Source organism: Mesorhizobium sp. M8A.F.Ca.ET.161.01.1.1, from assembly GCF_004792105.1.
Taxonomy (GTDB): domain Bacteria; phylum Pseudomonadota; class Alphaproteobacteria; order Rhizobiales; family Rhizobiaceae; genus Mesorhizobium.
The window spans coordinates 196,105-219,024 of sequence record NZ_SRTD01000004.1; the positions used below are offsets into that span (position 1 = coordinate 196,105).

Here is a 22,920-nt window from a genome sequence, read left to right on the forward strand (position 1 = left end):
TTCAATTAATTCAAGAGAGCGAAATGCTCCTACGCAATGATCCTGAAATCTCCAGGCGTGGTCCAACTCTCCAGCTCTTCCACATCGATCCGCGAGACCGCCGCTCCCAGCGGGCCCTGCCGTAGCCGCTCGATCATGTCCGCAACCGCCGCGTCGGCGCCGGTAAGCCATGCCGTCACCGAGCCGTCTCTCTCGTTGCGCACCCAGCCCAGCAGCCCGAACCTTGTCGCTTCGCCTCGCGCCCAGATCCTGTAGCCGACACCTTGAACCTTGCCGTATATGCGCGCCTGAACCGCCCTTTTCCGGTCTTTCATGGCTCACTCCCTTGCATAGAGTCTGGCGCGGCACCGAACGAAGGCAACTGGCTTGAGGTACTATCCAATCGAAGACCGGGAGTTTTTGCGGAAATAAGTGACTTGATCCAGTAAATGGTTGACTGGGTCAATTTTCTGGCCATCATCCCTGCGGTCTGGAAATTTCCCGGAGGCTTCTGGCATGAGCGATCGCAATGCCTTGGTCGGCGATATCCGCCGCTTCAACCGGTTCTATACCGGGCTGATAGGGTTGCTCGACGAGACGTTGATGCACAGTGCCTATACGCTGACCGAGGCGCGGGTGCTGTTCGAGCTCGGTCATCACCCCCGCGATTGCCCCACCAAACCTGGCGGCAAGACAGGCTTTCTGGCCCGAGCGCTTCGGCTCGATCTCGAACCGGTGGCCTCCGCAATCGCTCGGGGCCTTCAGGTGGATCCTGCCTATGTCACTAGAATCCTTCGCAAATTCTCTGCCGCCGGCCTGACTGAAATGTGCACCGGTCCCGCGCCGCTACGATCGCGCGTTCTTTCGCTTTCCGCGCGCGGCCAGGCCGCGCTTGCCGCACTTCATGCGGCTACGGATCGTGATCTCGCCCGCCTGACCGCGAGCCTGAATGACAAGGAAGCCGCGGAACTGTCGGATGTGCTGACGCGTGCCAGGCATCTGCTCGGCGTAGCGATGGCTCCTGAGCGCCCGGAAGTGCCCTAGTTTCCCCGCGCCGCCGCCAATGCGCCCGGCAATTCCTCGGCGAAGATATCCAATTCGTGGTCGAGACCGACACTGACGCGGATGCAGCGGTCTAGTCCTGGCGCCACCGGCTTGCGGATGAAGACGTCGCGCGACAACAGTCCCTGCAGCACTTTCAGGGCGAAAGCACCGTCATGGCCGCAGTCGATGGTGAGGAAATTGGTCGCCGAGGCGAGCGGCTTCAACCCGTTCTGTTCGGCGATATCAGCGATGCGCCGCCGTCCGGCGGCCACCCGGGCCACCACCGCCTCGAGATAGGCCTGGTCGGCGAGCGCCTCGACGCCGGCGATCTGCGCCATGCGGCTGACGCCATAGTGGTTGCGGATCTTCTCGAAGTCGCTGATCACCAGCCTCTCGGCCAACGCATAGCCGCACCGTATGCCGGCAAGTCCGTAGGCCTTCGAAAAGGTTCGCATGCGGATGACGTTTGGCCGCGAAATATCGATCGGCGGCAGGGCCGAGGCCGGTCCCAGCTCGCCATAGGCCTCGTCGAGCACCAGCATGGTGGTTTCCGGCAGGGCTTGTATGAAGCCGATGATCTCGTCGGCCTCCCACCAACTGCCCATCGGATTGTCCGGGTTGGACAGATAGACCAGCGGCGCCTTTTCCCTGACGACCGCCGCGAGCAGACCGTCCAGGCTTTCGCGATCGTTCTCGTATGGGACGCTCACCAGCCGGCCGCCGACACCGGCAATGTGGAAGTTGAAGGTAGGATAGGCGCCGAGCGAGGTGACCACCGCATCGCCAGGCGCCACATACATGCGCGCCACCAGGCTGAGCAGGCCGTCGATGCCTTCGCCGACAACGACGTTCTCGACAGCCACATTGTGATGCGCGGCCGCCGCAACTTTAAGGTCGTAATTGTCCGGGTCGCAATACATCCACTGGTCGCGCGCGACACTCTCCATGCGGGCGATCACGCGCGGCGAGGGGCCAAAGCTGCTCTCATTGGCGCCGATGCGGGCACGGAAAGCGCGCCCGCGTTCACGCTCCTGCGCTTCGGGGCCGACAAAAGGCACGGTCGACGGAAGCGCGGCGATGAGTGGTGAGAGGGCAGGGCGCTGAAGCATGTCGAAAGCTCGCTTGGAAGGGAGCCTTCTTGCTAACGTGCCGCTTGGGACGGTGCAAGGTCAGGATCGGCCGATCCGGTGGCCTTACTGGATTCTGCCGGCGGTATTTGCCAGCGAGGCAGGATGAACACGCGATTGCCCCCGCCTAGTCCAGGCAATTCAACGCTCGATCTGCACCAAGGCGCAACCCGCGACCAGTTCTACCAGCCAGGAATTGCCGCAGAATCCCCGCATCGCGCAAAGCCGCGGTCCGGTACGCTCTTATTTTTCCATATTAATGACGCGGGCTTGTTGATTGTGCCGCCGCTTTTCTTTATCCACCGGCGCAACGGAGAGGTGGCCGAGTGGTCGAAGGCGCTCCCCTGCTAAGGGAGTAGAGGTCAAAAGCTTCTCGTGGGTTCGAATCCCATCCTCTCCGCCATGACCCCAAGACCTTGGTTGCTCTCGGGGCTTACCCCGGATTTTTCTGCGCCTCTGCTTGATCCAGAAAGAGCGCGATCTCATTGGGCAGGTTACCGGTCTCCAGGAAGGGTGCGTGGCCCTGATCCGGTACGGTGATTGTCCTGGTGCCGGGAGGATGACGCTTTCGCATCTCCTCCAGCGTTTCCTGGGACAATAGCCTTGAATTGGCGCCGCGTATGACGAGCAGCGGAATGGCCGCCAACGCATCGAATTGCTGCCAAAGAGGCGGCAATGGCTGTGACAGGTCGAGATTGGCAACCGTGTCGACCAGCTTCGAATCGAAATCGGGCAGCAGCCCTTGATTCGTCTCGCGATAGAGCGCGCGCACCATTCGCTCCCAGTCGCCCTCAGCAAGCGCTGGAAAGTCCTGGCTATGAACATTGCGCTGGGCATCCACCGCCTCGGTGAAGGTTTTCGGCTTTGGCGTGCGTTCGAGATAGGACTGGATGTGAGCGAGGCCGGCGGCTTCGATCACTGGCCCTATGTCGTTGAGCACGATGGCTTTCAGTACCGCCGGCTGCATCGCGCCAAGGACATGGATCACCAGCCCGCCGCGCGAGGTGCCGATGAAGGCCGCCTGTTCGATACCGAGTGCGGCCAGCCCGGCAAGAACGTCGCCGGCTTCGATGCCGACATTGTAGTGACTGACATCGGGATCGTAGGCCGACTGCCCGCGTCCGCGGTAGTCGAAAGCGACAACCTTGCGCGCAAGGGCGGATCGCGTTGAGAGATAGAGCGCAAGCTCGTGAAAATCCCGCGCGTTGCGCGTCAGGCCAGGCAGACAGACGACCGGCCAATGGGCGGAACTCGCTTCGCCATAGACACGCGCGTGAAGCCTCAGCCCATCTGGCGCGGCATAGAAGAAGTCGGAGAAATCTGGATTGCTCGACATGGAACGGACGCCTTAGCCGCGAGATCGTCCACGACTGCTATAGACGGAGCGCTGGAGGGTCAAACGGGAAAGGCTCCTCCTTCTCCTCGCACGGGGAGAGCAAGAGCCTCAGCTGCGCCCATTCACGAGATCGCCTACAATGTCGTACTTGCCGGAAATACGCATCTTGTAGACCTCGTAATTCTCCATCACGCGCTGCACGTAACTTCTTGTTTCCGTGTAGGGAATCCGCTCGACCCAGTCCACCACCGCATCGATGTCCTTGCCGCGCGGGTCGCCGTATTTCGCCACCCACTGGCTGGCCCGGGCGGGGCCCGCATTGTAGCCCGCGAAGGTCAATACGTACGAGCCGTTGAAGCGATCGAGCTGTTCGCCAAGGAACGCCGAACCAAGCGTTGCATTGTAGCCGGCGTCGCTTGTCAGCCTGGTCTGCGAAAACTGCAATCCGGCCTTCTTCGCCAATTGCTTGGCGGTTCCCGGCATCAGCTGCAGCAGGCCGCGCGCGCCGGCACTGGATACGGCACCGACGTTGAATTCGCTTTCCTGGCGGGCGATCGCATAGGCCAGCGCCTTGCCCGAACCGGAAATATTGGCCGAATCGGGGATGACGCCGAGCGGATGCGACAACGCACCGACATCGATGCCGCGCGCCCCGGCGATCTTGCCAACTTTCAGCGCCATGAAATGGTTGTTCTGCTTTTCCGCAAGGACAGCGAGCAGCGCCAGTTCACCCGGGCTGGTCAACTGCCCGGCAAGGTCGCGATAGAGCGTTTCGGCATAACGGTCGTAGCCTGCCTCCTGCAGGCGCTTGATGGCGGAGACGGCCTCGCGGCCGGCAAAGTTCTGCCGGTCGGCGGCACTTGGCTGGGGATAGACGATGTTGAGCGCCTGCCGGCCGACGCGTTCGGCGGCTAGCTGGCCGTAGAACGTCGTTCCGTAGGTCGCCGCACGTCCAAAATAATCCTTGGCATTGCCGGGGCCGCCGACTTCCGCCGAGCGGCCGAGCCAGTAATAGGCGCGCGACAGGGTCATCGGCCCCTGAGCTAGCTCGGCGATGCGCGCGAAGTGCGTCGCCGCGAGCTTGGGATCGCTCAGGCCGCGCAGCGCATACCAGCCGGCATGGAACTCGGCTTCCGCTGCATTGGCCGCGCTTTCGGCTGCATGCATGGCGACTATCTTGTATGCGGTCTTCATGTCGCCCTGGTCGACCAGTTCGCGCGACAGCACCCGGCGTTCGACCCACCAGGCGTCCGGATCGACCAGGGATTCACGGTCTGCCGGCGCTTTCATGACAACCGCCGCTGCGCCCGCAAAATCCTCCTGCTTGCGCAGATATTCGGCCTGCGCGAAGAAATAGCCGGCCGAACGCTGCGCCACCGGCACCGCCTTCAGCAGTTTGGCCGCATTCTTGTCGCCTCTGTCGGCCGCCACCCAGGCGTCGGCAAGCTGCTGGGCGCCGGCGAGGCCGGCGACACGCAAGGCGGAATTCACCCGGTCGGCATAGAACATGCGTTCCATGCGAAAACGGTGATCGGCGGCGGGAACAAGGGCGCCGAACTCCTTGATCAGAGCCGCCTCGTCCTTGGCGTCCAGGATCGCGGTGCGCCAGAACGGCGACAACACCGATCGCGCCGCTTTGGCGTTGCCGGACGACACATAGGCGCGCGCGAGAACCATCACGCCTTCGAATGTCTGCGGCTGGCTGCCGTCGAAAGCCTTGATGACGATGTCCGCCGCTGGGTTCTCGCGATAGAGCGCGCGCTCGCTGTTCTTGCGCAACGCAACGGTGCCTGGCCAATTGGGCAGCATCTTCGCGGCCGCCGCGATATCGCCACTCGGAACCTTGTCGCCCCCGTAGAGCGCGATCGCCCAGGCCAATATGTGCTGGTCGAGCGATTGTGCGGGGAGGGCATCGCGCACACCGCGCGCGCCGGGAATATCGCCAGCTGCCAGCGCATCCAGGCCGCTTTTCAAGAGCGTGACGCCGGGGGTGGGGGCCTGTTGCGCCTTGTCCTGTACGCCAGGCATCGGAATGGCCGAAGTGACCCGCACATCGGCGCTGCCACAGATCGCCACGCCGGGCATCAGCGCGGCGATGGCGCCAAGAAGCGCGAACAGGCGGGGCCGACCGGTCGGCATGATCCTTCGTGTCTTTCCTTAGTCCAGCATTTTACCAGCAGGCGAAGAAGCCTCGAAGCCTAGACTTAGGTCGTGAAGGGCTCGTAAACAAAGGGTTATCGAGGCCGTTCGAATAACGCTTGCTGGCACCATGGCAATGCTTGCCGCGCAACAATGTCGAGACTATGGTGCGCGGCTTCGCTTTCGGTTAGAAGGCGCGCACGATAAAACCCGATGCATGTCGTCCCAAAACCGGTAACCGCTTTTGGGACGACGACATGCATGAACCTAGAAGTCCCAAGGAGTTGGACGACATGCTGAGAGGCTCGCTTACTGCGCTCGTGACACCGTTCGAAAAGAGCGGGCGTTTCGACGAGAAAGCCTTTCGCGCGTTCGTCGAATGGCAGCTTGGCGAAGGCACCACTGGCCTCGTCCCCGTAGGCACCACCGGCGAGTCGCCGACGCTGTCGCATGACGAGCACCGCCACGTCGTCAAGGTTTGCATCGAGGTTGCCAAGGGGCGCGCCCCTGTGGTTGCCGGCGCCGGTTCCAACAACACCGAGGAAGCTGTTGGGCTTGTGCAGTATGCCGAAAAGGCCGGTGCCGATGCCGCCCTGGTCGTCACGCCCTACTACAACAAGCCGACACAGCGCGGTCTCTACGAGCATTTCGCCGCCGTCGCCCGGGCGACCAAGCTGCCGATCATCATCTACAATATCCCGCCGCGCTCGGTGATCGACATGACGCCGGAGACGATGGGCCGGCTGGTGCATGACTTCAAGAACATCGTCGGCGTCAAGGACGCGACCGGCAAGGTCGAGCGGGTGTCCGAGCAGCGCATGACCTGCGGCAAGGATTTCATCCAGCTTTCCGGCGAGGATGCCTCGGCACTCGGCTTCAATGCGCATGGCGGCGTCGGCTGTATTTCGGTGACCTCGAATGTCGCACCGAGGCTGTGCGCCGAATTCCAGGAGGCAACGTTGTCCGGCGACAGCGCCAAGGCGCTCGAGCTGCAGGACCGTCTCTTGCCCCTGCACAAGGCGATCTTCATAGAGCCCGGCGTCTCCGGCGCCAAATACGCGCTGTCGAAGCTGGGCAAGGTCGAGAACGTGCTGCGTTCGCCGCTGGTCACCATCGAGCAGTCGACGGCCGAAAAGATCGATGCGGCCATGAAGCACGCCGGCTTGATTAATTGAGGATGAGGCGCCACCTCTCCACATCATGAATCAAGTCAGAAAAGCCGATCCCAACAACAAGACCGTTGCGGAAAACCGCAAGGCGCGGTTTTCCTATGAGGTGCTCGACACGATCGAGACCGGCTTGGTGCTGACTGGCACCGAGGTCAAATCGTTGCGCCAGGGCCAGGCCAACATCCAGGACAGTTATGCCTCGGTAGAAGGCGGCGAGATCTGGCTGATCAATTCCTATCTGCCTGAATACCTGCAGGCCAACCGCTTCAACCACGAACCGCGCCGGCGCCGCAAGCTGCTGCTCAACAAGCGCGAGATGGCAAAACTGTCGCAGAGCGTCGACCGTGAAGGGATGACGCTGGTGCCGCTAAAAATCTATTTCAACGATCAGGGGCGCGCCAAGCTGCTGCTTGCCGTTGGCCGCGGCAAGAAGCTGCATGACAAGCGCGAGACCGAGAAGCAACGCGACTGGTCGCGCGAAAAGGGCCGGCTGCTCAAGGAACGCGGGTGATCAGGTGACGGCCTGAAAAAAGCCAACAGCCGGGGCTTCAAGGTCTAACAATCGGCAAGCCCAACAGGGGATGGTCTTGAAGAAGCGGATTGTTCTCTGGGGCCTCGCCAGTCTTGCCCTGGCATGTATCGTTGCGGCGGGGGCCTTGGTCTATTTCCACACCTATTCTCCCGACCGCGGCAGATATCCGGTCAGGGGCATCGACGTCTCCCATCATCAGGGCAAGATCGACTGGCGGCGCGTTGCCGCCGATGATGTGGCTTTCGCCGTCATCAAGGCGACTGAGGGCGGCGACCATGTCGACGAAGCCTTCGCCGGCAACCTGCGCGAGGCCCGCGCCGCCGGGCTCGCCGTCGGCGCCTATCATTTCTTCACCTTCTGCCGTCCGGGCGCCGACCAGGCCAGGAATTTTATCTCGGTGGTGCCGCGCGATCAGCCGTTGCTGCCGCCGGTCGTCGACATCGAGTTCGGCGGCAACTGTCCGCAGCGCCCGTCGCCCGAGCAACTGAACGCCGAACTGCAGGCTTTCCTTGGACCCGTCGAGGCGGCCTTCGGCAAGCCAGCGATCGTCTATCTGACGGATGAAGCCGAAGCTGCCTATGCCGGGCAAATCAGCGCTCGCCCACTCTGGCTGCGCTCTCTGCTCATGGAGCCGGACCGCCGTGACTGGGTCTACTGGCAGTACCACAACCGGGGACGCGTGGACGGCATTGAGGGGGACGTCGACCTGAACGTTTTGCAGGGCGGGCCGCAGAAGTTGGCGGCGCTGCTTGCCCCCATACCTTGATGCCACTGAAACCATTTACGATCCAGCTGGTGCCGGAACAGCCAGATTTTCCCTGGTGATGCGTCGACCCATCGCCGAATAACCCATCCCGGCGGCCATGATGGCGATGGCCACGCATTGGATCGCCAGCGGGGTCTCGCCAAGCACGACCATGCCGACCATCACGGTGGCGATCGGCACACCCGGCAGGAACAGCGATGCAGCCTGCGAGCCCAATTGGTCGACAATGTAAGTGTAAAGGAACATTGCGACAGCGCCGGCGAGAAGACCTTGAATGACGATCTGGCTGGCGATTTCGGCGCCTGCGGCGGCATGGAGGCCGCTTGGCGCAAAGACATAGAGAAGTGGCAGCGGCAGGCAGGACAAAAGCACGACGCTCGCGGTCGCCGTCACCGGCTCGATACGCCACCGCTGCACAAGAACGGCATATGTGGAAAACATCGCGCCCGATCCGACAAACAGCAGATCCCCGAACAAGACATCACCGGCGCCGGTGCGCGCCGGCGCTATGAACAGCAACAAGCCGGCGATGATCGTGGCGACGCCAATGATCCGCCGGCGCGACGCGCTTTCCCTGAACAGCGACAATAGGAACGAGAAGAAGACGATCGAGGCGGGGCAGAGCGCCGCGGCATGGGCGGCGGGCGCATGAGTGAGGCCCCAGTTGATGATCAGCGGATAGGGCAATCCGGCCAGCGCCGCCAACGTCAATCCACGCCGCCAGCCCAGCGCCGTCATGGTCGCCAGGCCGCGCCTCCAGACGATCGGCAGGAACACCGCGCCGGCACCGGCAAAGCGCAAGCCGGCCATGTCGGTGGCCGTCAGATGCTCCCTGAGGCTGAAGCGGGCGGCCACGAACTGCGCGGCATAGATGGCGATCATGGCGAGGCCGGCGATCACCGCAAGCCTTGTGTTTCCCGTGTCTCGGACGTCCGCCATGTTCTGCCACCATATTCATGCCGCCAGGAGGAGACAGCCCCGACCTTGCGATGAAGCGCAGCCTATTGTCGAAATGGCCGCGACTAAATACGCTGTTTTTCGAAAATTGACGTGTAGTTCACGCAAATGAGGTGGCTTGAACGTGAATCCTGAATCGGGCGACCTCGACGCCGTCGATCGCAGTCTTTTGCGGCTGCTGCAGGAAGATGGACGCAGCACCACGCTTGATCTGGCAGCGCGCGTCGGCCTGTCGCCGACCGGCACCAGCCAGCGCGTGAAGCGCCTGTTTCGCGACGGGTTCATCACCGCCGTCAGGGCGGTGCTCAATCCGGTAAAGATTGGCCGAGGCATGCTTGTCTTCATCGAGGTGCGGCTCGATCACACGGCCCCGCATATCTTTGATCGTTTCGCCGAGGCGGTCGCAAAGGCGCCCGAGGTTCTGGAATGCCATATGGTCGTCGGTGGCTTCGACTATCTTGTGAAGGCGCGCATTGCCGAGATGGCCGACTATCAGGACTTTCTCAAACGCGTCATCCTGCCGCTGCCGGGCGTGAAGGAAACACATACCTATGCGTCGATCGGCGACGTGAAACCGGATGCCCTGTTGCCGGTGTAGGCTGGCACCGGAGACCGTCCGACGACCGATATTTCAGGTCTCCAGGAATGCCGCGATGTCGCCAAACACCCTGACGAACATGCCTTCGGTCAACACGCCTGTATTGGTGTTGTAGCGCGAGCAATGATAGCTCGAAAACAGCGTAATGCCGCCGGCGGGCAATTGCCCGCCATGTTTGAACGGATAGGCGGCGACGCGCCCGCCCAATGCCCGCACGGTCGACTGGTGCGCGATCGATCCCAGCGCCAGCACGGCGCGCAAGTTTGGAAAGCGAGCGATCGTCGGCACCAAAAATGTCCGGCAGGTGGTGATCTCGGCGCCCACCGGCTTGTTCTCCGGCGGCACGCAGCGCACCGCGTTGGTGATGGCAGTGCCGACGAGTTCCAGCCCGTCATCGGGCCGCGCCTTGAACTCGCCGCGTGCAAAACCGTGGGCAATCAGTGTCGAATAGAGCAGGTCACCGGCATAGTCACCGGTGAACGGGCGCCCGGTGCGGTTGGCGCCGCGCAAGCCAGGCGCCAGACCGACGATCAGAAGCCGGACGGTGTCTTCGCCGCCCGGTGGCAGGAAGGTCGGCACTGGCGCATTGAACCAGGACGGCTCGCGCTGCCGCCATTCGGCGATGAAGTCATGCAACCGCGGGCAAAGTGGGCAGTCGCGGCTGGGTTCGGAAGCGGAGAGGACGGTCAAGTCGACCGGCCTCAGTAGTCGTCCTCCTCGACTTCGGCCGGTTCGGGCCGCCTTACGGGCCGCTCGGAGGGATCGCGGCCGACTTCGTTCTTCAGCGTCGCCAGGTCGATGAAATGGTCGGCCTGGCGGCGCAGGTCATCCGAGATCATCGGCGGCTGCGAGGCCATGGTCGAGACGATCGACACCTTGCGGCCACGCCGTTGCAGCGCCTCGACCAGCGTGCGGAAATCGCCATCTCCGGAGAATATGACATAGTGGTCGACGACGTCGGCGAGTTCCAGCGCATCGACAGTGAGCTCGATGTCCATGTTGCCCTTGATCTTGCGGCGGCCGGTCGAGTCGGTGAATTCCTTGGCCGGCTTGGTCACCACCTTGAAGCCGTTATAGTCGAGCCAGTCGATCAGCGGCCGGATCGAGGAATACTCCTGGTCCTCCACCAGCGCGGTATAATAATAGGCGCGCAACAGGTAACCACGCTTGTGGAAGCTCGCCAAAAGCTTGCGATAGTCGATGTCGAACCCGAGTGCGCGCGAGGTGGCGTAGAGATTGGCGCCGTCGATGAACAGGGCGATTTTTTCACGAGGGTCGAACATGGAAATAATCCTTTTCGAAATAAGCGCCGTCTAAACGAAATGCGGTATCGACTATTGGTCAGGCTCATGAAAACCGGCCGACCTTGGACCAACCGAGATAACGCCAGTTTGGTGGCAATCCAAGGGCGTCTGGCGCACTGCAAGCAATTGTGATCGTAGAGCCGAACCGTGGACGCGGCCGGCTTTGCCAAATCCGCAGTTTGATGGAGGGATTGAGTGCCCTGTGGGCCTGCATCGCCATGATGCTTGTATTTTGGCGCCGTTCGGGTTATGCACCGCGCCTGTTTTCCGTCACATCCAGGCATGAAAGGGGCAATCCATGGCCCGCGTAACCGTTGAAGATTGCATCGACAAGGTCGACAACCGCTTCGAGCTGGTGCTTCTGGCCGGCCACCGCGCCCGTCAGATCAGCCAGGGCGCGCAGATCACCGTCCCGCGCGACAACGACAAAAACCCGGTCATTGCGCTGCGCGAGATTGCCGACGAGACGCTGTCGCCCGACGATCTCAAGGAAGATCTGATCCATTCGCTGCAGAAGCATGTCGAGGTCGACGAGCCCGAAGCCGATGGCGAAGTGATCGCCGACCAGACTGGCGGTGCCGTCGCCGCCGCCGACACCGACGACGCCGAGGACAACGTCACCTTCGATCGCATGACCGAGGAAGACCTGCTGGCCGGCATCGAAGGTCTGGTCCCGCCGGAAAAGAGCGACGACTACTAAGACAGCTCTCCGGAAGCGCCTGGAACAATCTTCCGGCCCTTCCGTCCCGGCAGTTTCGTGGCTATCGAGTACCAACTGTCGCAAATACCAGATGCAGTTTTGGCCGCACTTGGCATAATGTATGAATCTGGTATTTGCGACAGTTGGTACCGGACATGCGCCGTACGACAGTACGGCGCATGATTCATTTCATCGCCGAGAGATTTAGCCCATGATGCGTCAGTATGAGCTTGTCGAGCGCGTGCAGCGCTACAAGCCTGACGTCAACGAGGCGTTGCTCAACAAGGCCTATGTCTACGCCATGCAGAAGCATGGCCACCAGAAGCGCGCTTCCGGCGATCCCTATTTCTCGCACCCGCTCGAGGTCGCGGCCATCCTCACCGAGATGCACATGGACGAGGCGACCATCGCCGTCGCCCTGCTGCACGACACCATCGAGGACACCACGGCGACGCGAGCCGAGATCGACGATCTGTTCGGCCCCGAAATGGGCAAGCTGGTCGAGGGCCTGACCAAGCTTAAGAAGCTCGATCTCGTCTCCAAGAAGGCCGAGCAGGCGGAGAACCTGCGCAAGCTTCTGCTGGCGATCTCGGAAGATGTGCGCGTGCTGCTGGTCAAGCTCGCCGACCGTTTGCACAACATGCGCACCCTTGATCACATGCCCGAGGCCAAGCGCCTGCGCATTGCCGAGGAGACGATGGACATCTACGCGCCGCTGGCCGGGCGCATGGGCATGCAAGGCATGCGCGAGGAGTTGGAAGAGATCGCCTTCCGCTTCATCAATCCGGAAGCCTACCGCGCCGTCACCGCCCGCCTCGCCGAGATCTTCGAGCGCAACAAGGGCGTACTGACCGACATTGAAAAGGCGCTGTCGGCACTGTTTGAGAAGCATGCCATCAACGCCGGCGTGAAGAGCCGGCAGAAGAAGCCATGGTCGGTGTTCCGCAAGATGGAGGCCAAGGCGCTGTCCTTCGAGCAACTGTCCGACATTTTCGGCTTCCGCGTCGTCGTCGACACCGTCGAGGATTGCTATCGCGCGCTGGGTGCCATCCACACCACCTGGTCGATGGTGCCCGGCCGTTTCAAGGACTACATCTCGACGCCGAAGCAGAACGACTACCGTTCGATCCACACCACCATCGTCGGCCCTTCGCGCCAGCGCGTCGAACTGCAAATCCGCACCCGCGAGATGAACAAGATCGCCGAATACGGCGTCGCCGCCCATTCCATCTACAAGGACACCGGTGGCAAGACGAACGGCGCCGGCCATGCGATCTCGAAGGAGACCAACGCCTATGCCTGGCTGCGGCGCACCATCGAGCAACTGGCCGAAGGCGACAATCCGGAAGATTTTCTCGAAAACACCAAGCTGGAGCTGTTCCAGGACCAGGTGTTCTGCTTCACGCCGAAGGGCATGCTGATTGCCTTGCCGCGCGGCGCCACGCCGATCGATTTCGCCTATGCCGTCCACACCGATGTCGGCGACACCTGCGTCGGCGCCAAGGTCAATGGCCGCATCATGCCGCTGATGACGGAATTGAAGAATGGCGACGAGGTCGAGATCATCCGCTCCAAGGCGCAGGTGCCGCCAGCCGCGTGGGAATCGGTCGTCGTCACCGGCAAGGCGCGCGCCGCCATCCGCCGCGCCACCAAGAATGCCATCCGCAAGCAGTATTCGGGTCTCGGCGCGCGTATCCTTGAGCGTGCCTTCGAACGAGCCGGCAAGACCTTCACCAAGGAAAACCTGAAGCCCGTCCTGCACCGGTTGGCTCGCAAGGACATCGAGGATGTGCTGGCGTCCGTCGGTCGCGGAGAACTGGCTTCCACCGATGTCATGAAGGCGGTCTTCCCTGACTACAAGGACGAGCGCGTCACCCCTGCGGCTCCCAAGCAGCGCGAGGAGGGCTGGTCGAAGATCCGCAACGCCGCCGGCATGCTGTTCCAGATACCTGGCCGGGCCGCGCGCAAGGACAAGGACCAGCCAGGCGCCGGCGCCGTGCCGATCCGCGGCGTGCGCGGCGACCTGCCGGTGCGCTTCGCGCCGGAGGGCGCGGTCCCTGGCGACCGTATCGTCGGCATCGTCCAGCCGGGCACCGGCATCACCATCTACCCGATCCAGTCGCCGGCGCTGCAGGCTTTCGACGACCAGCCGGAGCGCTGGATCGACGTGCGTTGGGACATCGACGAACGCACCAAGGAACGGTTTCCCGCGCGCGTCTCGGTCACCGCCATCAACGCGCCGGGCTCGCTCGCCGACATCGCCCAGGTCGTTGCCTCAAACGACGCCAACATCCATACGCTGTCGATGGTGCGCACCGCGCCCGATTTCACCGAAATGCTGATCGATCTCGAAGTCTGGGACCTCAAGCATCTCAACCGGCTGCTCTCGCAGCTCAAGGACAATTCGAGCGTCAGCGATGCGCGGCGCGTCAATGGCTAGCGATAGCCGATCCATGGGGGACGAGATGAATACCGACGAAGTGCTGGGCATATTCCGCGAGGCTGGCGCTGTTCTGGAGGGTCATTTCATCCTGACGTCGGGTCTGCGCAGTCCGGTCTTCCTGCAGAAGGCACGGGTGTTCATGCATGCCGACAAGACCGAGCGGCTGTGCAAGGCGCTGGCCGAGAAGATCCGCGCCGCGGTGCCGGGCAAGATCGACTATGTCGTCGGGCCGGCGATCGGCGGGCTGATCCCGGCTTACGAAACCTCGCGCCACCTTGGCGTGCCGGCGATCTGGGTGGAGCGGGAAGGGGGCGAGTTTCGCCTGCGGCGCTTCGAGATCGACCAAGGCGCCCGCGTCGTCATCGTCGAGGACATCGTCACCACCGGATTGTCGATCCGCGAAACCATCGATTGCTTGCGCCAACTCGGCGCAGAGGTGGTCGCGGCCGCCTGCATCATCGATCGTTCGGCCGGCAAGACCCATGTCGGCGTGCCGCTGATTGCGCTTGCCGAATACGAGGTTCCAGCCTATCCGCCGGACAGGTTGCCGCCGGAGCTTGCCGCCATCCCGGCCATCAAGCCCGGCAGCCGCAACATCTGAGGAGGAGGTCGCATTGATCGTTGGCATCGATCATTTCGTGCTGACGGTGGCGTCGCTCGACGCAACCTGCGCCTTTTATCAACGCGTGCTGGGCTTCGAACGCGTCGATACGCCGGGCCGGCCGACAGCACTTGCCTTCGGCAACCAGAAGATCAATGTCCACGAGGTCAGCCGCACCTTCGAGCCGAAAGCCCAGTCGCCGACGCCAGGATCCGGGGACTTCTGCCTGATCACCGAGCGGCCGCTCGATGAATTCCTTGCCGGTCTCGAAGCCAATCACGTGACGGTGGAGCTCGGGCCGGTGGAACGCCTCGGCGCGCGGGGCCCGATGATGTCGGTCTATTTCCGCGACCCGGATGGCAACCTGGTCGAAGTCAGCCAGTATCTGCGGTAGCGTATCGATCATTTGGCTGCGACAATTAGCCGAAAACCGCTTCTCAAATTCGCCGCGATTGTCCGATGTTGGAGGAGACGGACCTTACCAAAATCTGGCGGTGCGGCCACCGCGCGGACGGCCTCCGGTTGTTGTCGGGGTTGCGGATGGCTATATCAAAGTCGCGATTGCCTTCTGGCGACCGTAAAGCGCAAGATATGGTGGTCGAAGCCCGGCTGGAACAGCCGGCGTGTAGGCTGTGAATTGTCGGGAATAGGAAGACAGTGCTTTTTCGTCGCCGCAAGCCTGATGGCCTTTTCGAGCGGGTGCGCACCTATTTGTGGCCGCGCCGTTCGTTTTCGCGCTCGCTTCAATATTTCTCCAAGCGCATTCTGCGGCTGAAGGCCACCCCGCACGCGGTGGCGGCGGGCGTCGCCGCAGGTGTCTTTGCTTCGTTCTTCCCCGTCGGTTTCCACTTCATCATTGCCGCCGTTCTGTGTTGGGTGATCGCCGGCAATCTGGTGGCAGCTGCTCTCGGAGCTGTTTTCTTCGGCAATCCGCTGACCTTTCCGCTCTTGTGGGGCGCATCCTGGGAAACCGGCAAGCTCATCCTGCACGATCGCCTGCCGGCGCATGGCCCACCGGCGCATCTGGGCGAGATGATGCACACGCTTTCGTTCGCCAAACTATGGCATCCCGTCCTGGAGCCGATGCTGATCGGGGCGGTGCCGCTCGGGCTGGTGTTCGGCCTGGTGTTCTACGGCATCACGCGCTGGGGCATGAATGTCTTCCGCGAACAGAGGCGCAAGCGGCTGGCCGAGCGCGCAAGACGCCGTGAGCATTCGCATCATCCCGGCGGAAGCGTCGGTTCCGCTGCCCAATGATCATCGGCATCGGCAGCGACCTGATCGACATCAGACGCATCGAGAAGTCGCTTGAGCGCCACGGCCAGCGCTTCATCCAGAGGATCTACACCGAGGTGGAGCAGGCGCGTTCGGAGAACCGGCGCGCCCGCGCGGCGTCCTACGCCAAGCGCTTTGCCGCCAAGGAGGCTTGCGCCAAGGCACTGGGCACCGGTCTGGCACAAGGGGTCTTCTGGCGTGACATGGGGGTCGTCAACCTGCCCAGCGGTGCGCCGACCATCGCGCTCACCGGCGGGGCGCTGGCGCGGCTGGAAAAGATCCTGCCCCAAGGCCATCAGGCTGTCATCCACCTCACCATCACGGATGATTTTCCGCTCGCTCAAGCCTTTGTGATCATCGAGGCGGTGCCCGTCGAAGAAGCGCCACATTGATTGCATCTGACGACCGGCATTGACGTTGCCCAGCGCGCGCCGAGACTCTATACCATCCAACGCACAATCGAGGACGACATGAGCGTGGCTGAAAAATCCCAGAAGAAATCCGGCGGGCTTGGCGAAACCGTCAGCGTCATCGTCCAGGCGCTTTTGCTCGCCCTGGTCATTCGCACGCTGCTGTTCCAGCCGTTCTCGATCCCGTCGGGCTCGATGCGGCCGACGCTTCTGGAAGGCGACTATCTGTTCGTCACCAAATGGTCCTATGGTTATTCACGCTATTCGCTGCCTTTTGGGCCGGACATTTTCTCGGGCCGCATCTGGGGCTCCGAGCCCAAGCGTGGCGACGTGGTGGTATTCAAGTTCCCGCCGGATCCGTCCGTCGACTACATCAAGCGCGTCATTGGCCTGCCCGGCGACAAGATCCAGATGAAGGATGGCCAAGTGTTCATCAACGGCGTCGGCGTGCCGCGCGTCAAGACCGGCCAGATCGACAATCCCGACATCACGGAAAAGGATTATCCCATCGACGTCTATCGCGAGACGCTGCCCGATGGCGTCAGCTACGACACGCTGGACCTGTCGCCGAACTCGATCGGCGACAACACCCGCGAATTCGACGTGCCGCCGGGGCACTATTTCATGATGGGCGACAACAGGGACAATTCCGCCGACAGCCGCTTCACCGTCGGTTATGTTCCGGCCGAGAACCTGGTCGGCCGCGCCAACCTTGTCTTCTTCTCGATCGCCGGCAAGGCAAGCCCGCTCGAAATCTGGAAATGGCCGTCGCTGATGCGCGCTTCGCGCCTGTTCCATTTCGTCAACTAGGGCCATGGCGGCGCCAAAACGGTTGACCGCCGATGCGCTCGCCGAAGCGCTTGCGGAACGCACGGGCCATGCCTTCGCCGACCGCCAGCGCCTGCAGCGTGCGCTTACCCATGCCAGTGCGCGCGGTGCCAATGCGGGCGCCGATTATGAACGGTTCGAATTTCTCGGCGACCGGGTTCTTGGCCTTGTAGTCGCCGATATGCTGTTGGCTGCCTTTCCCGATGCCGCGGAAGGGGAGTTGTCGCTGCGCCTCAATGCGTTGGTCAATGCCGAGGCGCTGTCTGATATCGCAGAGCATATCGGGCTGCCGGACCTGATCCGTGCCGGGTCGGACGTGCGAGGGCTCGAGGGACGCAAGCGCGTTAACCTGCGCGCCGATGCGTTGGAATCATTGATCGCCGTGCTCTATCTCGACGGTGGTCTGGAAGCGGCCCGCGTGTTCATTCACAAATACTGGCAGCCGCGTTCGCAAGCCTCGGGCGCGGCACGCCGCGACGCCAAGACCGAATTGCAGGAATGGGCGCATCAGGCGGCGGGTGCTGTTCCCGCCTATCAGGTCGACGGCCGGGAAGGCCCCGATCACGATCCGCTGTTTACCGTCAGCGTCAAGGTCGGCGCGTTTCAGCCGGCAACCGGCAGCGGCCGCTCCAAGCGCGAGGCCGAACAGGCCGCCGCCACCGCCCTTCTGGTTCGCGAGGGCGTCTGGGTTCATGAAGGGAGTGCGGCATGACCGCCGAAGACACTGCAGCCGCTCCTGTCACGCATTCCGGCTTCGTCGCGCTGATCGGCGCGCCCAATGCCGGCAAGTCGACGCTGGTCAACCAACTTGTCGGCGCCAAGGTCTCGATCGTCACCCATAAGGTGCAGACGACACGCGCCATCATGCGCGGTATCGCCACGCACGACAACGCGCAGATCGTCTTTGTCGACACACCGGGCATCTTCAAGCCCAAGCGGCGGCTGGATACGGCAATGGTGACCACCGCCTGGGGCGGCGCCAAGGACGCCGATATCGTGTTGCTGCTGATCGATGCGGAACGCGGCATCAGGGGCGACGCCGATGCCATCCTCGAACGGCTGAAGGACGTGCGCCAGCCGATGGCGCTGATCCTCAACAAGGTCGACCGCGTCAAGCCGGAGGCGCTTCTGGCCCTCTCAGCGGCAGCGAACGAGAAAGTGCCGTTCCAGCGCACCTTCATGGTCTCGGCGTTGACCGGCTCCGGCTGCAAGGACCTGCTCGACTATCTGGCCCAGGCGCTGCCGGCCGGCCCGTGGTACTATCCGGAAGACCAGATTTCCGACCTGCCGATGCGCCAACTCGCGGCCGAGATCACCCGCGAAAAGCTCTATCTCAGGCTGCATCAGGAACTGCCCTATTCCTCGCACATCGAGACCGAGAAATGGGAAGAGAAGAAAGACGGCTCGGTGCGCATCGACCAGACCATCTTTGTCGAGCGCGACAGCCAGAAGAAGATCGTGCTCGGCCACAAGGGCGAGACCATCCGCGCCATCGGGCAGGCCGCGCGGATGGAAATATCAGGCATATTGGAGCAGAAGGTGCACCTGTTCCTGTTCGTAAAGGTGCGCGAGAACTGGGGCGATGATCCCGAGCGCTATCGCGAGATGGGGTTGGAGTTTCCTCATTAGGGCATGATCCCGAACAAGAGGGTCTGTTTTCGGGAAAGATCATGCTTGAGGTCGCGATCGATGTCGCCTTGGTGCGCCGGCTGATTGCCGCGCAATTCCCGCATTGGAAGAATCTTGCGGTCAGGCCGGTTGATTTTGGCGGCTGGGACAACAGGACCTTTCATCTCGGCGACGAGATGACCGTGCGGTTGCCGAGCGCCGCCGCTTATTCCCTGCAAGTGGAAAAGGAACATCGCTGGCTGCCGAGGTTGGCGCCGCTGTTGCCACTGTCCATCCCCGTACCGCTGGCGATGGGCGCTCCGGCCGAGGGCTATCCCTGGCACTGGTCCGTCTATGGCTGGATCGAGGGCGAGACCGCGAAACGGGAACGTATCGCGGATCTGTCGGAATTCGCGGCGGACCTGGCTCGGTTCCTGGTTGCGTTGAGATACGTGGACGCGACCGATGGGCCAGCGCCTGGGCAGCACAATTTCTTTCGCGGCGGACCGCTGACCGTCTATGACGGCGAGACAAGGCAAGCGATCTCGGCGCTCGGCAACCGCATCGATACCGGCGCCGCCACCGCTGTCTGGGAGATAGCCCTTGCCGCGGCCTGGGAAGGTCCTTCCGTGTGGTTCCATGGCGACGTCAGCCGGGGCAACCTCCTGGTCGAAAAGGGCAGGCTAGGCGCGGTGATCGATTTTGGCACCTGCGGTGTCGGTGATCCCTCCTGCGATCTGGCAATTGCCTGGACGCTTTTCGAAGGCGAGAGCCGGGACACTTTTCGCGCCTGCCTCGCGGCAGATGAGGCGACCTGGGCGCGCGGGCGTGGCTGGGCGCTGTGGAAGGCGCTGATCATCGCCGCCGGCCACATAGACGTCGCCCGGGCCGAGATCGAAGAATCTTGGCAGGTGATCGATGCGGTGCTGATCAATCGCGAGTGTCAGGCGTGAGGGGAAGCGCGTGATGCGCCGACATCGGACGGCGTTGAGTTTCCGATGGATCAAAAAAAGTCACTGCGGCGGGCAACTTCACACGGCCCTTCTGGCGTCGGCGGAGTCCGAGGGATTGGTCAGATTTGATTCAGGGATCTGACGTCGAAAGATAAGTTATCCAATGTTTTTGTTAGAAATCGTATTTAATTACATGAAAATAATAGAATAAATTACAGCATCAGATGAATAAATCAAAAAAATACCCAATTATTACATAAAAATGACAATGTACCATTTGTGCCGATTTGAAAATTGGTCCTGGTGGGTTAGTGTTATTTGTGCAACACAGATTTAATCTGTGGTCTGAATCCGGCATATTTGTGGAATTGTCATTGAAGGCGGAAGATTGGTGGGTATGTTCGCCGCGAAAAGGGGACGCGGTGCGAGCCCTTTTTCATTGTCGGGTGAAGCGGGACAACATATCCGCCAGCCACAATTCAGAAGCCATCTTATTAACTTGACTGGAGAGGTCAGAAATGAACATCAAGAGCCTCCTTCTCGGCTCAGCCGCGGCACTGATCGCGGTGTCTGGCGCGCGCGCCGCGGACGCGGTCGTCGTCGCCGAACCGGAACCGGCCGAATACGTCAAGATCTGTGACGTCTACGGCGCCGGTTACTTCTATATCCCGGGCACCGAGACCTGCCTGCGCATCGGCGGCTATGTCCGCTATGATATCGGCGTCGGCGATTCCGGCTCGTTCGATGGCGTCAACCATGTCCAGGACCATCAGAACGCCAACGACGATCACTCGACCTACTACAAGAACACCCGCTTCACGCTGAAGACCTGGACCGGTCAGGAAACCGAGCTCGGTACCCTGAAGACCTACACCGAGACCCGCTTCAACTACGGCAACTCCTCGGGCGACTATGAAGATTCGGCCAGCACCGATTGGACGGGCCGTAACAAGTCGCTCTCGCTGCGTTTCGCCTGGATCCAACTCGGTGGTCTGCGCGTCGGTAAGGACGATACGGCTTTCGACACGTTCATCGGCTATGCCGGCAACGTCATCCAGGATACGCTGGTGCCCTACGGCGGGCAGGAGAGCAACGTCGTCCAATACTACTTCGACGCAGGCAACGGTTTCTCGGGCATGGTCTCCCTCGAAGAAGGCGCCGGCGTCGTGGGCACCATCGACAGCTATGTTCCGCATGTCGTCGGCGGCTTGAAGTACAAGGGCGACTGGGGTGCGATCACCGGCGTCGTGGCCTATGACAGCAACTACGAAGAAGTCGCTGGCAAGGTTCGCCTCGACGTCAAGGCAACCAACGAATTGTCGCTGTTCATCATGGCTGGCTACGGCACCGACGACAATCTCACCGACGATGCGAACAACGCCATCGATGCACACGGTCGCGGCTTCTACAAACAGTGGGGCGGCAACTGGGCAATCTGGGGTGGCGGCACCTACAAGTTCAACGACAAGACCTCGTTCAACGCCCAGATCTCCTATGACGACTGGAAGAATCTCGGCATCGCCGCGAACGTTGCCTATACCGTTGTGCCCGGCTTTACGGTCACGGCTGAAGTCGATTACCTCAATGCAGGAAAATTCGACGACGTCGACTTCAACAACTGGACCAAGGCCAACAAGAAGAGCAGCGTCGGCGGCATTCTCCGCTTCCAGCGCTCGTTCTAACGGATCGACTGACCTTACCAGACCGCCCGCAGCGTATCGCTGTGGGCGGTTTTTTGCGCGCTGTCCCGGAGCCAGCCCGTCTGAGCACCAGCGCCTCATCTTGATTTCGCCATCCAACGGGTGAAAAGCTCGGGCATGGAATGGCGCGACGAGGGAATCATTCTCGGCACCCGCAAGCATGGCGAAACCAGCGCCATTCTCGAGGTGATGACGCGTGCGCATGGCCGCCATCTCGGCCTCGTGCGCGGCGGCCGCTCGCGCAAGCAGCAGCCCGTTCTCCAGCCCGGCAATCGCGTCGATCTCTTGTGGCGTGCGCGCCTCGACGAGCATCTGGGCACCTTCCAGGCCGAAGCGATCGAAATGAATGCCGCCCGGCTGATGGACAGTGCCATCGCCGTCTACGGCCTTCAGACCATGGCGGCGCATCTGCGCCTGCTGCCCGAGCGTGACGCCCATGGCGGCCTCTTCGAGGCGCTTTCGGTGATGATCGTCCACCTGGACGATGCCGATGCCGCCGGCGAGCTGGTGGCGCGTTTCGAACTTCTGATCCTTGATGAACTCGGCTTCGGCCTCGATCTCAGCCAATGCGCCGCCACCGGTACAAGGCAGGATCTTGCCTATGTCTCGCCGAAGTCGGGACGCGCGGTGTCGCGTGAAGCCGGCGCGCCGTGGCACGACAAGATGCTGGTGCTGCCTGCATTTCTGCAGCGCGGCTCCGGCATGCGCGCGAACCATGCGGCGATCGCGGACGCCTTCCGCTTGACCGGTTTCTTCTTCACCCGCCATGTTTACGAGCCGCGCGGCATCGATCAGCCTGACGCGCGCGCCGGCTTTCTTGCAGCGCTGCGCAAGCACCACGCGACGCACAAGCCCATCGCCGGAGAGAACGCGGCCGGGGAAATCATCAGATGAGCGAAGTCGAACTCTATCCGGGCCGGGTCTCGCCACTCGGCCTCGGCACCATTCCTCATGCCGACATCCTGAAATACACCGGCCTGGAATTGCTTCAGCGAATCATCGACGGCAAATATCCGGCACCGCCGATCTCCTTCCAGCTCAGCTTCGCCTTGACCGAAGTGTCGGAAGGCCGCGCCGTATTTCGCGGCGTGCCGGACGAACGCCGTCTCAACCCGCTGGGCAGCGTGCATGGCGGTTGGGCGGCGACGCTGCTCGATTCGGCGTTGGGCTGCGCCGTTCAGACGCTGCTCGAAAAGGGTGAGGCCTACACGACGGCCGAGTTCAAGGTGAACCTGACGCGGCCGATCACGCCCAGGACCGGCGAGGTGGTTTGTGAAGGCAAGGTGGTTCACAAGGGCCGCACGCTTGCCGTTTCCGAGGCGACGCTGAAGGACGCCGGCGGCAAGCTGCTGGCTTTCGGTACCGAGACATGTTCGATATTTCCGGCAGCCAATCTGGCGGCACGTTGAGTTTTCAGCCGTTTGGCCGCCGCATTTGAATGTCAGTGAGAC

25 protein-coding genes and 1 tRNA gene are annotated in these 22,920 nt (G+C 62.1%); 19 read left to right on the forward strand and 7 right to left on the reverse strand.

What is annotated here, in order from left to right; translation table 11 throughout:
• Positions 1-29: 29 nt before the first annotated feature.
• Positions 30-314, reverse strand: coding sequence for an acylphosphatase (locus tag EN804_RS12440; protein WP_127278538.1), 285 nt, complete (start codon positions 312-314; stop codon positions 30-32).
• A gap of 181 nt (positions 315-495) precedes the next feature.
• On the opposite strand from EN804_RS12440, the gene EN804_RS12445 reads away from it, so the two are divergent.
• Positions 496-1,023, forward strand: a complete 528-nt coding sequence (locus tag EN804_RS12445) for a MarR family winged helix-turn-helix transcriptional regulator (RefSeq protein WP_135919582.1) — start codon at positions 496-498, stop codon at positions 1,021-1,023.
• Here EN804_RS12445 and EN804_RS12450 read toward each other — a convergent pair.
• Entirely contained in the window at positions 1,020-2,132 is a 1,113-nt protein-coding gene (locus tag EN804_RS12450; RefSeq protein WP_135919584.1) for a pyridoxal phosphate-dependent aminotransferase, read from the reverse strand. The two genes, EN804_RS12445 and EN804_RS12450, sit on opposite strands and share 4 nt — an antisense overlap.
• A gap of 330 nt (positions 2,133-2,462) precedes the next feature.
• Here EN804_RS12450 and EN804_RS12455 point away from each other — a divergent pair.
• Positions 2,463-2,553, forward strand: a tRNA-Ser gene (locus EN804_RS12455).
• 30 nt (positions 2,554-2,583) lie between these two features.
• On the opposite strand, the gene EN804_RS12460 is transcribed toward EN804_RS12455, so the two are convergent.
• Together EN804_RS12460 and EN804_RS12465 are read right to left on the reverse strand one after the other, a co-directional pair.
• Positions 2,584-3,486, reverse strand: coding sequence for an alpha/beta hydrolase (locus EN804_RS12460; RefSeq protein WP_127871374.1), 903 nt, complete (start codon positions 3,484-3,486; stop codon positions 2,584-2,586).
• A 108-nt stretch (positions 3,487-3,594) separates the two neighbouring features.
• Positions 3,595-5,625, reverse strand: a complete 2,031-nt coding sequence (locus tag EN804_RS12465) for a lytic transglycosylase domain-containing protein (RefSeq protein ID WP_135919586.1) — start codon at positions 5,623-5,625, stop codon at positions 3,595-3,597.
• 293 nt (positions 5,626-5,918) lie between these two features.
• Here EN804_RS12465 and dapA point away from each other — a divergent pair, with 293 nt between their 5' ends.
• The 3 genes from dapA (at position 5,919) to EN804_RS12480 (ending at position 8,092) form a co-directional block, all read left to right on the forward strand.
• The gene (gene dapA, locus EN804_RS12470) at positions 5,919-6,800 is read left to right on the forward strand and encodes a 4-hydroxy-tetrahydrodipicolinate synthase (RefSeq protein WP_135919860.1); all 882 of its coding nucleotides are present in this window, start codon (positions 5,919-5,921) and stop codon (positions 6,798-6,800) included.
• A gap of 25 nt (positions 6,801-6,825) precedes the next feature.
• Positions 6,826-7,305, forward strand: a complete 480-nt coding sequence (gene smpB / locus EN804_RS12475) for an SsrA-binding protein SmpB (protein ID WP_027144197.1) — start codon at positions 6,826-6,828, stop codon at positions 7,303-7,305.
• Positions 7,306-7,381: 76 nt separating this feature from the next.
• The gene (locus EN804_RS12480) at positions 7,382-8,092 is read left to right on the forward strand and encodes a GH25 family lysozyme (RefSeq protein WP_135919589.1); all 711 of its coding nucleotides are present in this window, start codon (positions 7,382-7,384) and stop codon (positions 8,090-8,092) included.
• A 15-nt stretch (positions 8,093-8,107) separates the two neighbouring features.
• On the opposite strand, the gene EN804_RS12485 is transcribed toward EN804_RS12480, so the two are convergent.
• On the reverse strand, positions 8,108-9,031 hold the full coding sequence (locus tag EN804_RS12485) for a DMT family transporter (protein WP_135919591.1): 924 nt from the start codon (positions 9,029-9,031) through the stop codon (positions 8,108-8,110).
• 142 nt (positions 9,032-9,173) lie between these two features.
• On the opposite strand from EN804_RS12485, the gene EN804_RS12490 reads away from it, so the two are divergent.
• Positions 9,174-9,647, forward strand: coding sequence for an Lrp/AsnC ligand binding domain-containing protein (locus EN804_RS12490; RefSeq protein ID WP_135919862.1), 474 nt, complete (start codon positions 9,174-9,176; stop codon positions 9,645-9,647).
• 33 nt (positions 9,648-9,680) lie between these two features.
• On the opposite strand, the gene EN804_RS12495 is transcribed toward EN804_RS12490, so the two are convergent.
• Complete coding sequence (locus EN804_RS12495) at positions 9,681-10,337, reverse strand: uracil-DNA glycosylase (RefSeq protein ID WP_135919593.1); 657 nt, start codon at positions 10,335-10,337, stop codon at positions 9,681-9,683.
• Positions 10,338-10,348: 11 nt separating this feature from the next.
• Positions 10,349-10,930 carry an NYN domain-containing protein gene (locus EN804_RS12500; protein ID WP_127276201.1) on the reverse strand — a complete coding sequence of 194 codons (582 nt, stop codon included), beginning with the start codon at positions 10,928-10,930 and terminating at the stop codon, positions 10,349-10,351.
• A gap of 319 nt (positions 10,931-11,249) precedes the next feature.
• On the opposite strand from EN804_RS12500, the gene rpoZ reads away from it, so the two are divergent.
• From rpoZ to EN804_RS12565, 13 genes are all read left to right on the forward strand, one after another.
• Complete coding sequence (rpoZ, locus tag EN804_RS12505) at positions 11,250-11,651, forward strand: DNA-directed RNA polymerase subunit omega (RefSeq protein ID WP_127276203.1); 402 nt, start codon at positions 11,250-11,252, stop codon at positions 11,649-11,651.
• 211 nt (positions 11,652-11,862) lie between these two features.
• The gene (locus tag EN804_RS12510; protein ID WP_135919595.1) at positions 11,863-14,091 is read left to right on the forward strand and encodes a bifunctional (p)ppGpp synthetase/guanosine-3',5'-bis(diphosphate) 3'-pyrophosphohydrolase; all 2,229 of its coding nucleotides are present in this window, start codon (positions 11,863-11,865) and stop codon (positions 14,089-14,091) included.
• Positions 14,092-14,116: 25 nt separating this feature from the next.
• Positions 14,117-14,695, forward strand: coding sequence for an orotate phosphoribosyltransferase (pyrE, locus tag EN804_RS12515; RefSeq protein WP_127276208.1), 579 nt, complete (start codon positions 14,117-14,119; stop codon positions 14,693-14,695).
• 13 nt (positions 14,696-14,708) lie between these two features.
• A complete protein-coding gene (locus tag EN804_RS12520) occupies positions 14,709-15,089 on the forward strand; it encodes a VOC family protein (RefSeq protein ID WP_189524507.1) in 381 nt (126 codons plus the stop codon).
• A gap of 263 nt (positions 15,090-15,352) precedes the next feature.
• A complete protein-coding gene (locus EN804_RS12525; RefSeq protein WP_127276212.1) occupies positions 15,353-15,952 on the forward strand; it encodes a DUF2062 domain-containing protein in 600 nt (199 codons plus the stop codon).
• Positions 15,949-16,362 (forward strand): holo-ACP synthase, encoded by a 414-nt coding sequence (gene acpS, locus EN804_RS12530; RefSeq protein WP_135919597.1) that lies wholly within the window; start codon positions 15,949-15,951, stop codon positions 16,360-16,362. The genes EN804_RS12525 and acpS overlap by 4 nt, the downstream gene beginning before the upstream one ends.
• A 78-nt stretch (positions 16,363-16,440) precedes the next feature.
• A complete protein-coding gene (lepB, locus tag EN804_RS12535; protein ID WP_027144187.1) occupies positions 16,441-17,190 on the forward strand; it encodes a signal peptidase I in 750 nt (249 codons plus the stop codon).
• 4 nt (positions 17,191-17,194) lie between these two features.
• On the forward strand, positions 17,195-17,920 hold the full coding sequence (gene rnc, locus EN804_RS12540) for a ribonuclease III (RefSeq protein ID WP_127871381.1): 726 nt from the start codon (positions 17,195-17,197) through the stop codon (positions 17,918-17,920).
• A complete protein-coding gene (gene era, locus EN804_RS12545) occupies positions 17,917-18,837 on the forward strand; it encodes a GTPase Era (protein ID WP_135919599.1) in 921 nt (306 codons plus the stop codon). Before rnc ends, era begins: the two co-directional genes overlap by 4 nt.
• Before the next feature lie 41 nt (positions 18,838-18,878).
• Positions 18,879-19,769 (forward strand): aminoglycoside phosphotransferase family protein, encoded by an 891-nt coding sequence (locus tag EN804_RS12550; RefSeq protein WP_189524508.1) that lies wholly within the window; start codon positions 18,879-18,881, stop codon positions 19,767-19,769.
• Between the two features lie 518 nt (positions 19,770-20,287).
• Positions 20,288-21,451 (forward strand): porin, encoded by a 1,164-nt coding sequence (locus tag EN804_RS12555; RefSeq protein WP_127276222.1) that lies wholly within the window; start codon positions 20,288-20,290, stop codon positions 21,449-21,451.
• A 135-nt stretch (positions 21,452-21,586) separates the two neighbouring features.
• A complete protein-coding gene (recO, locus tag EN804_RS12560; RefSeq protein ID WP_135919603.1) occupies positions 21,587-22,363 on the forward strand; it encodes a DNA repair protein RecO in 777 nt (258 codons plus the stop codon).
• Positions 22,360-22,878 carry a PaaI family thioesterase gene (locus EN804_RS12565; protein ID WP_135919605.1) on the forward strand — a complete coding sequence of 173 codons (519 nt, stop codon included), beginning with the start codon at positions 22,360-22,362 and terminating at the stop codon, positions 22,876-22,878. Before recO ends, EN804_RS12565 begins: the two co-directional genes overlap by 4 nt.
• Positions 22,879-22,920 lie beyond the last annotated feature (42 nt).

Bases quoted from the DNA above. Each gene is read 5' to 3' on its own strand.
- EN804_RS12440 (WP_127278538.1), bottom strand. From the start codon at position 314: ATGAAAGACCGGAAAAGGGCGGTTCAGGCGCGCATATACGGCAAGGTT.
- EN804_RS12445 (WP_135919582.1), top strand. From the start codon at position 496: ATGAGCGATCGCAATGCCTTGGTCGGCGATATCCGCCGCTTCAACCGG.
- EN804_RS12450 (WP_135919584.1), bottom strand. From the start codon at position 2,132: ATGCTTCAGCGCCCTGCCCTCTCACCACTCATCGCCGCGCTTCCGTCG.
- EN804_RS12460 (WP_127871374.1), bottom strand. From the start codon at position 3,486: ATGTCGAGCAATCCAGATTTCTCCGACTTCTTCTATGCCGCGCCAGAT.
- EN804_RS12465 (WP_135919586.1), bottom strand. From the start codon at position 5,625: ATGCCGACCGGTCGGCCCCGCCTGTTCGCGCTTCTTGGCGCCATCGCC.
- dapA (WP_135919860.1), top strand. From the start codon at position 5,919: ATGCTGAGAGGCTCGCTTACTGCGCTCGTGACACCGTTCGAAAAGAGC.
- smpB (WP_027144197.1), top strand. From the start codon at position 6,826: ATGAATCAAGTCAGAAAAGCCGATCCCAACAACAAGACCGTTGCGGAA.
- EN804_RS12485 (WP_135919591.1), bottom strand. From the start codon at position 9,031: ATGGCGGACGTCCGAGACACGGGAAACACAAGGCTTGCGGTGATCGCC.
- EN804_RS12500 (WP_127276201.1), bottom strand. From the start codon at position 10,930: ATGTTCGACCCTCGTGAAAAAATCGCCCTGTTCATCGACGGCGCCAAT.
- rpoZ (WP_127276203.1), top strand. From the start codon at position 11,250: ATGGCCCGCGTAACCGTTGAAGATTGCATCGACAAGGTCGACAACCGC.
- EN804_RS12510 (WP_135919595.1), top strand. From the start codon at position 11,863: ATGATGCGTCAGTATGAGCTTGTCGAGCGCGTGCAGCGCTACAAGCCT.
- pyrE (WP_127276208.1), top strand. From the start codon at position 14,117: ATGAATACCGACGAAGTGCTGGGCATATTCCGCGAGGCTGGCGCTGTT.
- acpS (WP_135919597.1), top strand. From the start codon at position 15,949: ATGATCATCGGCATCGGCAGCGACCTGATCGACATCAGACGCATCGAG.
- lepB (WP_027144187.1), top strand. From the start codon at position 16,441: ATGAGCGTGGCTGAAAAATCCCAGAAGAAATCCGGCGGGCTTGGCGAA.
- rnc (WP_127871381.1), top strand. From the start codon at position 17,195: ATGGCGGCGCCAAAACGGTTGACCGCCGATGCGCTCGCCGAAGCGCTT.
- era (WP_135919599.1), top strand. From the start codon at position 17,917: ATGACCGCCGAAGACACTGCAGCCGCTCCTGTCACGCATTCCGGCTTC.
- EN804_RS12550 (WP_189524508.1), top strand. From the start codon at position 18,879: ATGCTTGAGGTCGCGATCGATGTCGCCTTGGTGCGCCGGCTGATTGCC.
- EN804_RS12555 (WP_127276222.1), top strand. From the start codon at position 20,288: ATGAACATCAAGAGCCTCCTTCTCGGCTCAGCCGCGGCACTGATCGCG.
- recO (WP_135919603.1), top strand. From the start codon at position 21,587: ATGGAATGGCGCGACGAGGGAATCATTCTCGGCACCCGCAAGCATGGC.
- EN804_RS12565 (WP_135919605.1), top strand. From the start codon at position 22,360: ATGAGCGAAGTCGAACTCTATCCGGGCCGGGTCTCGCCACTCGGCCTC.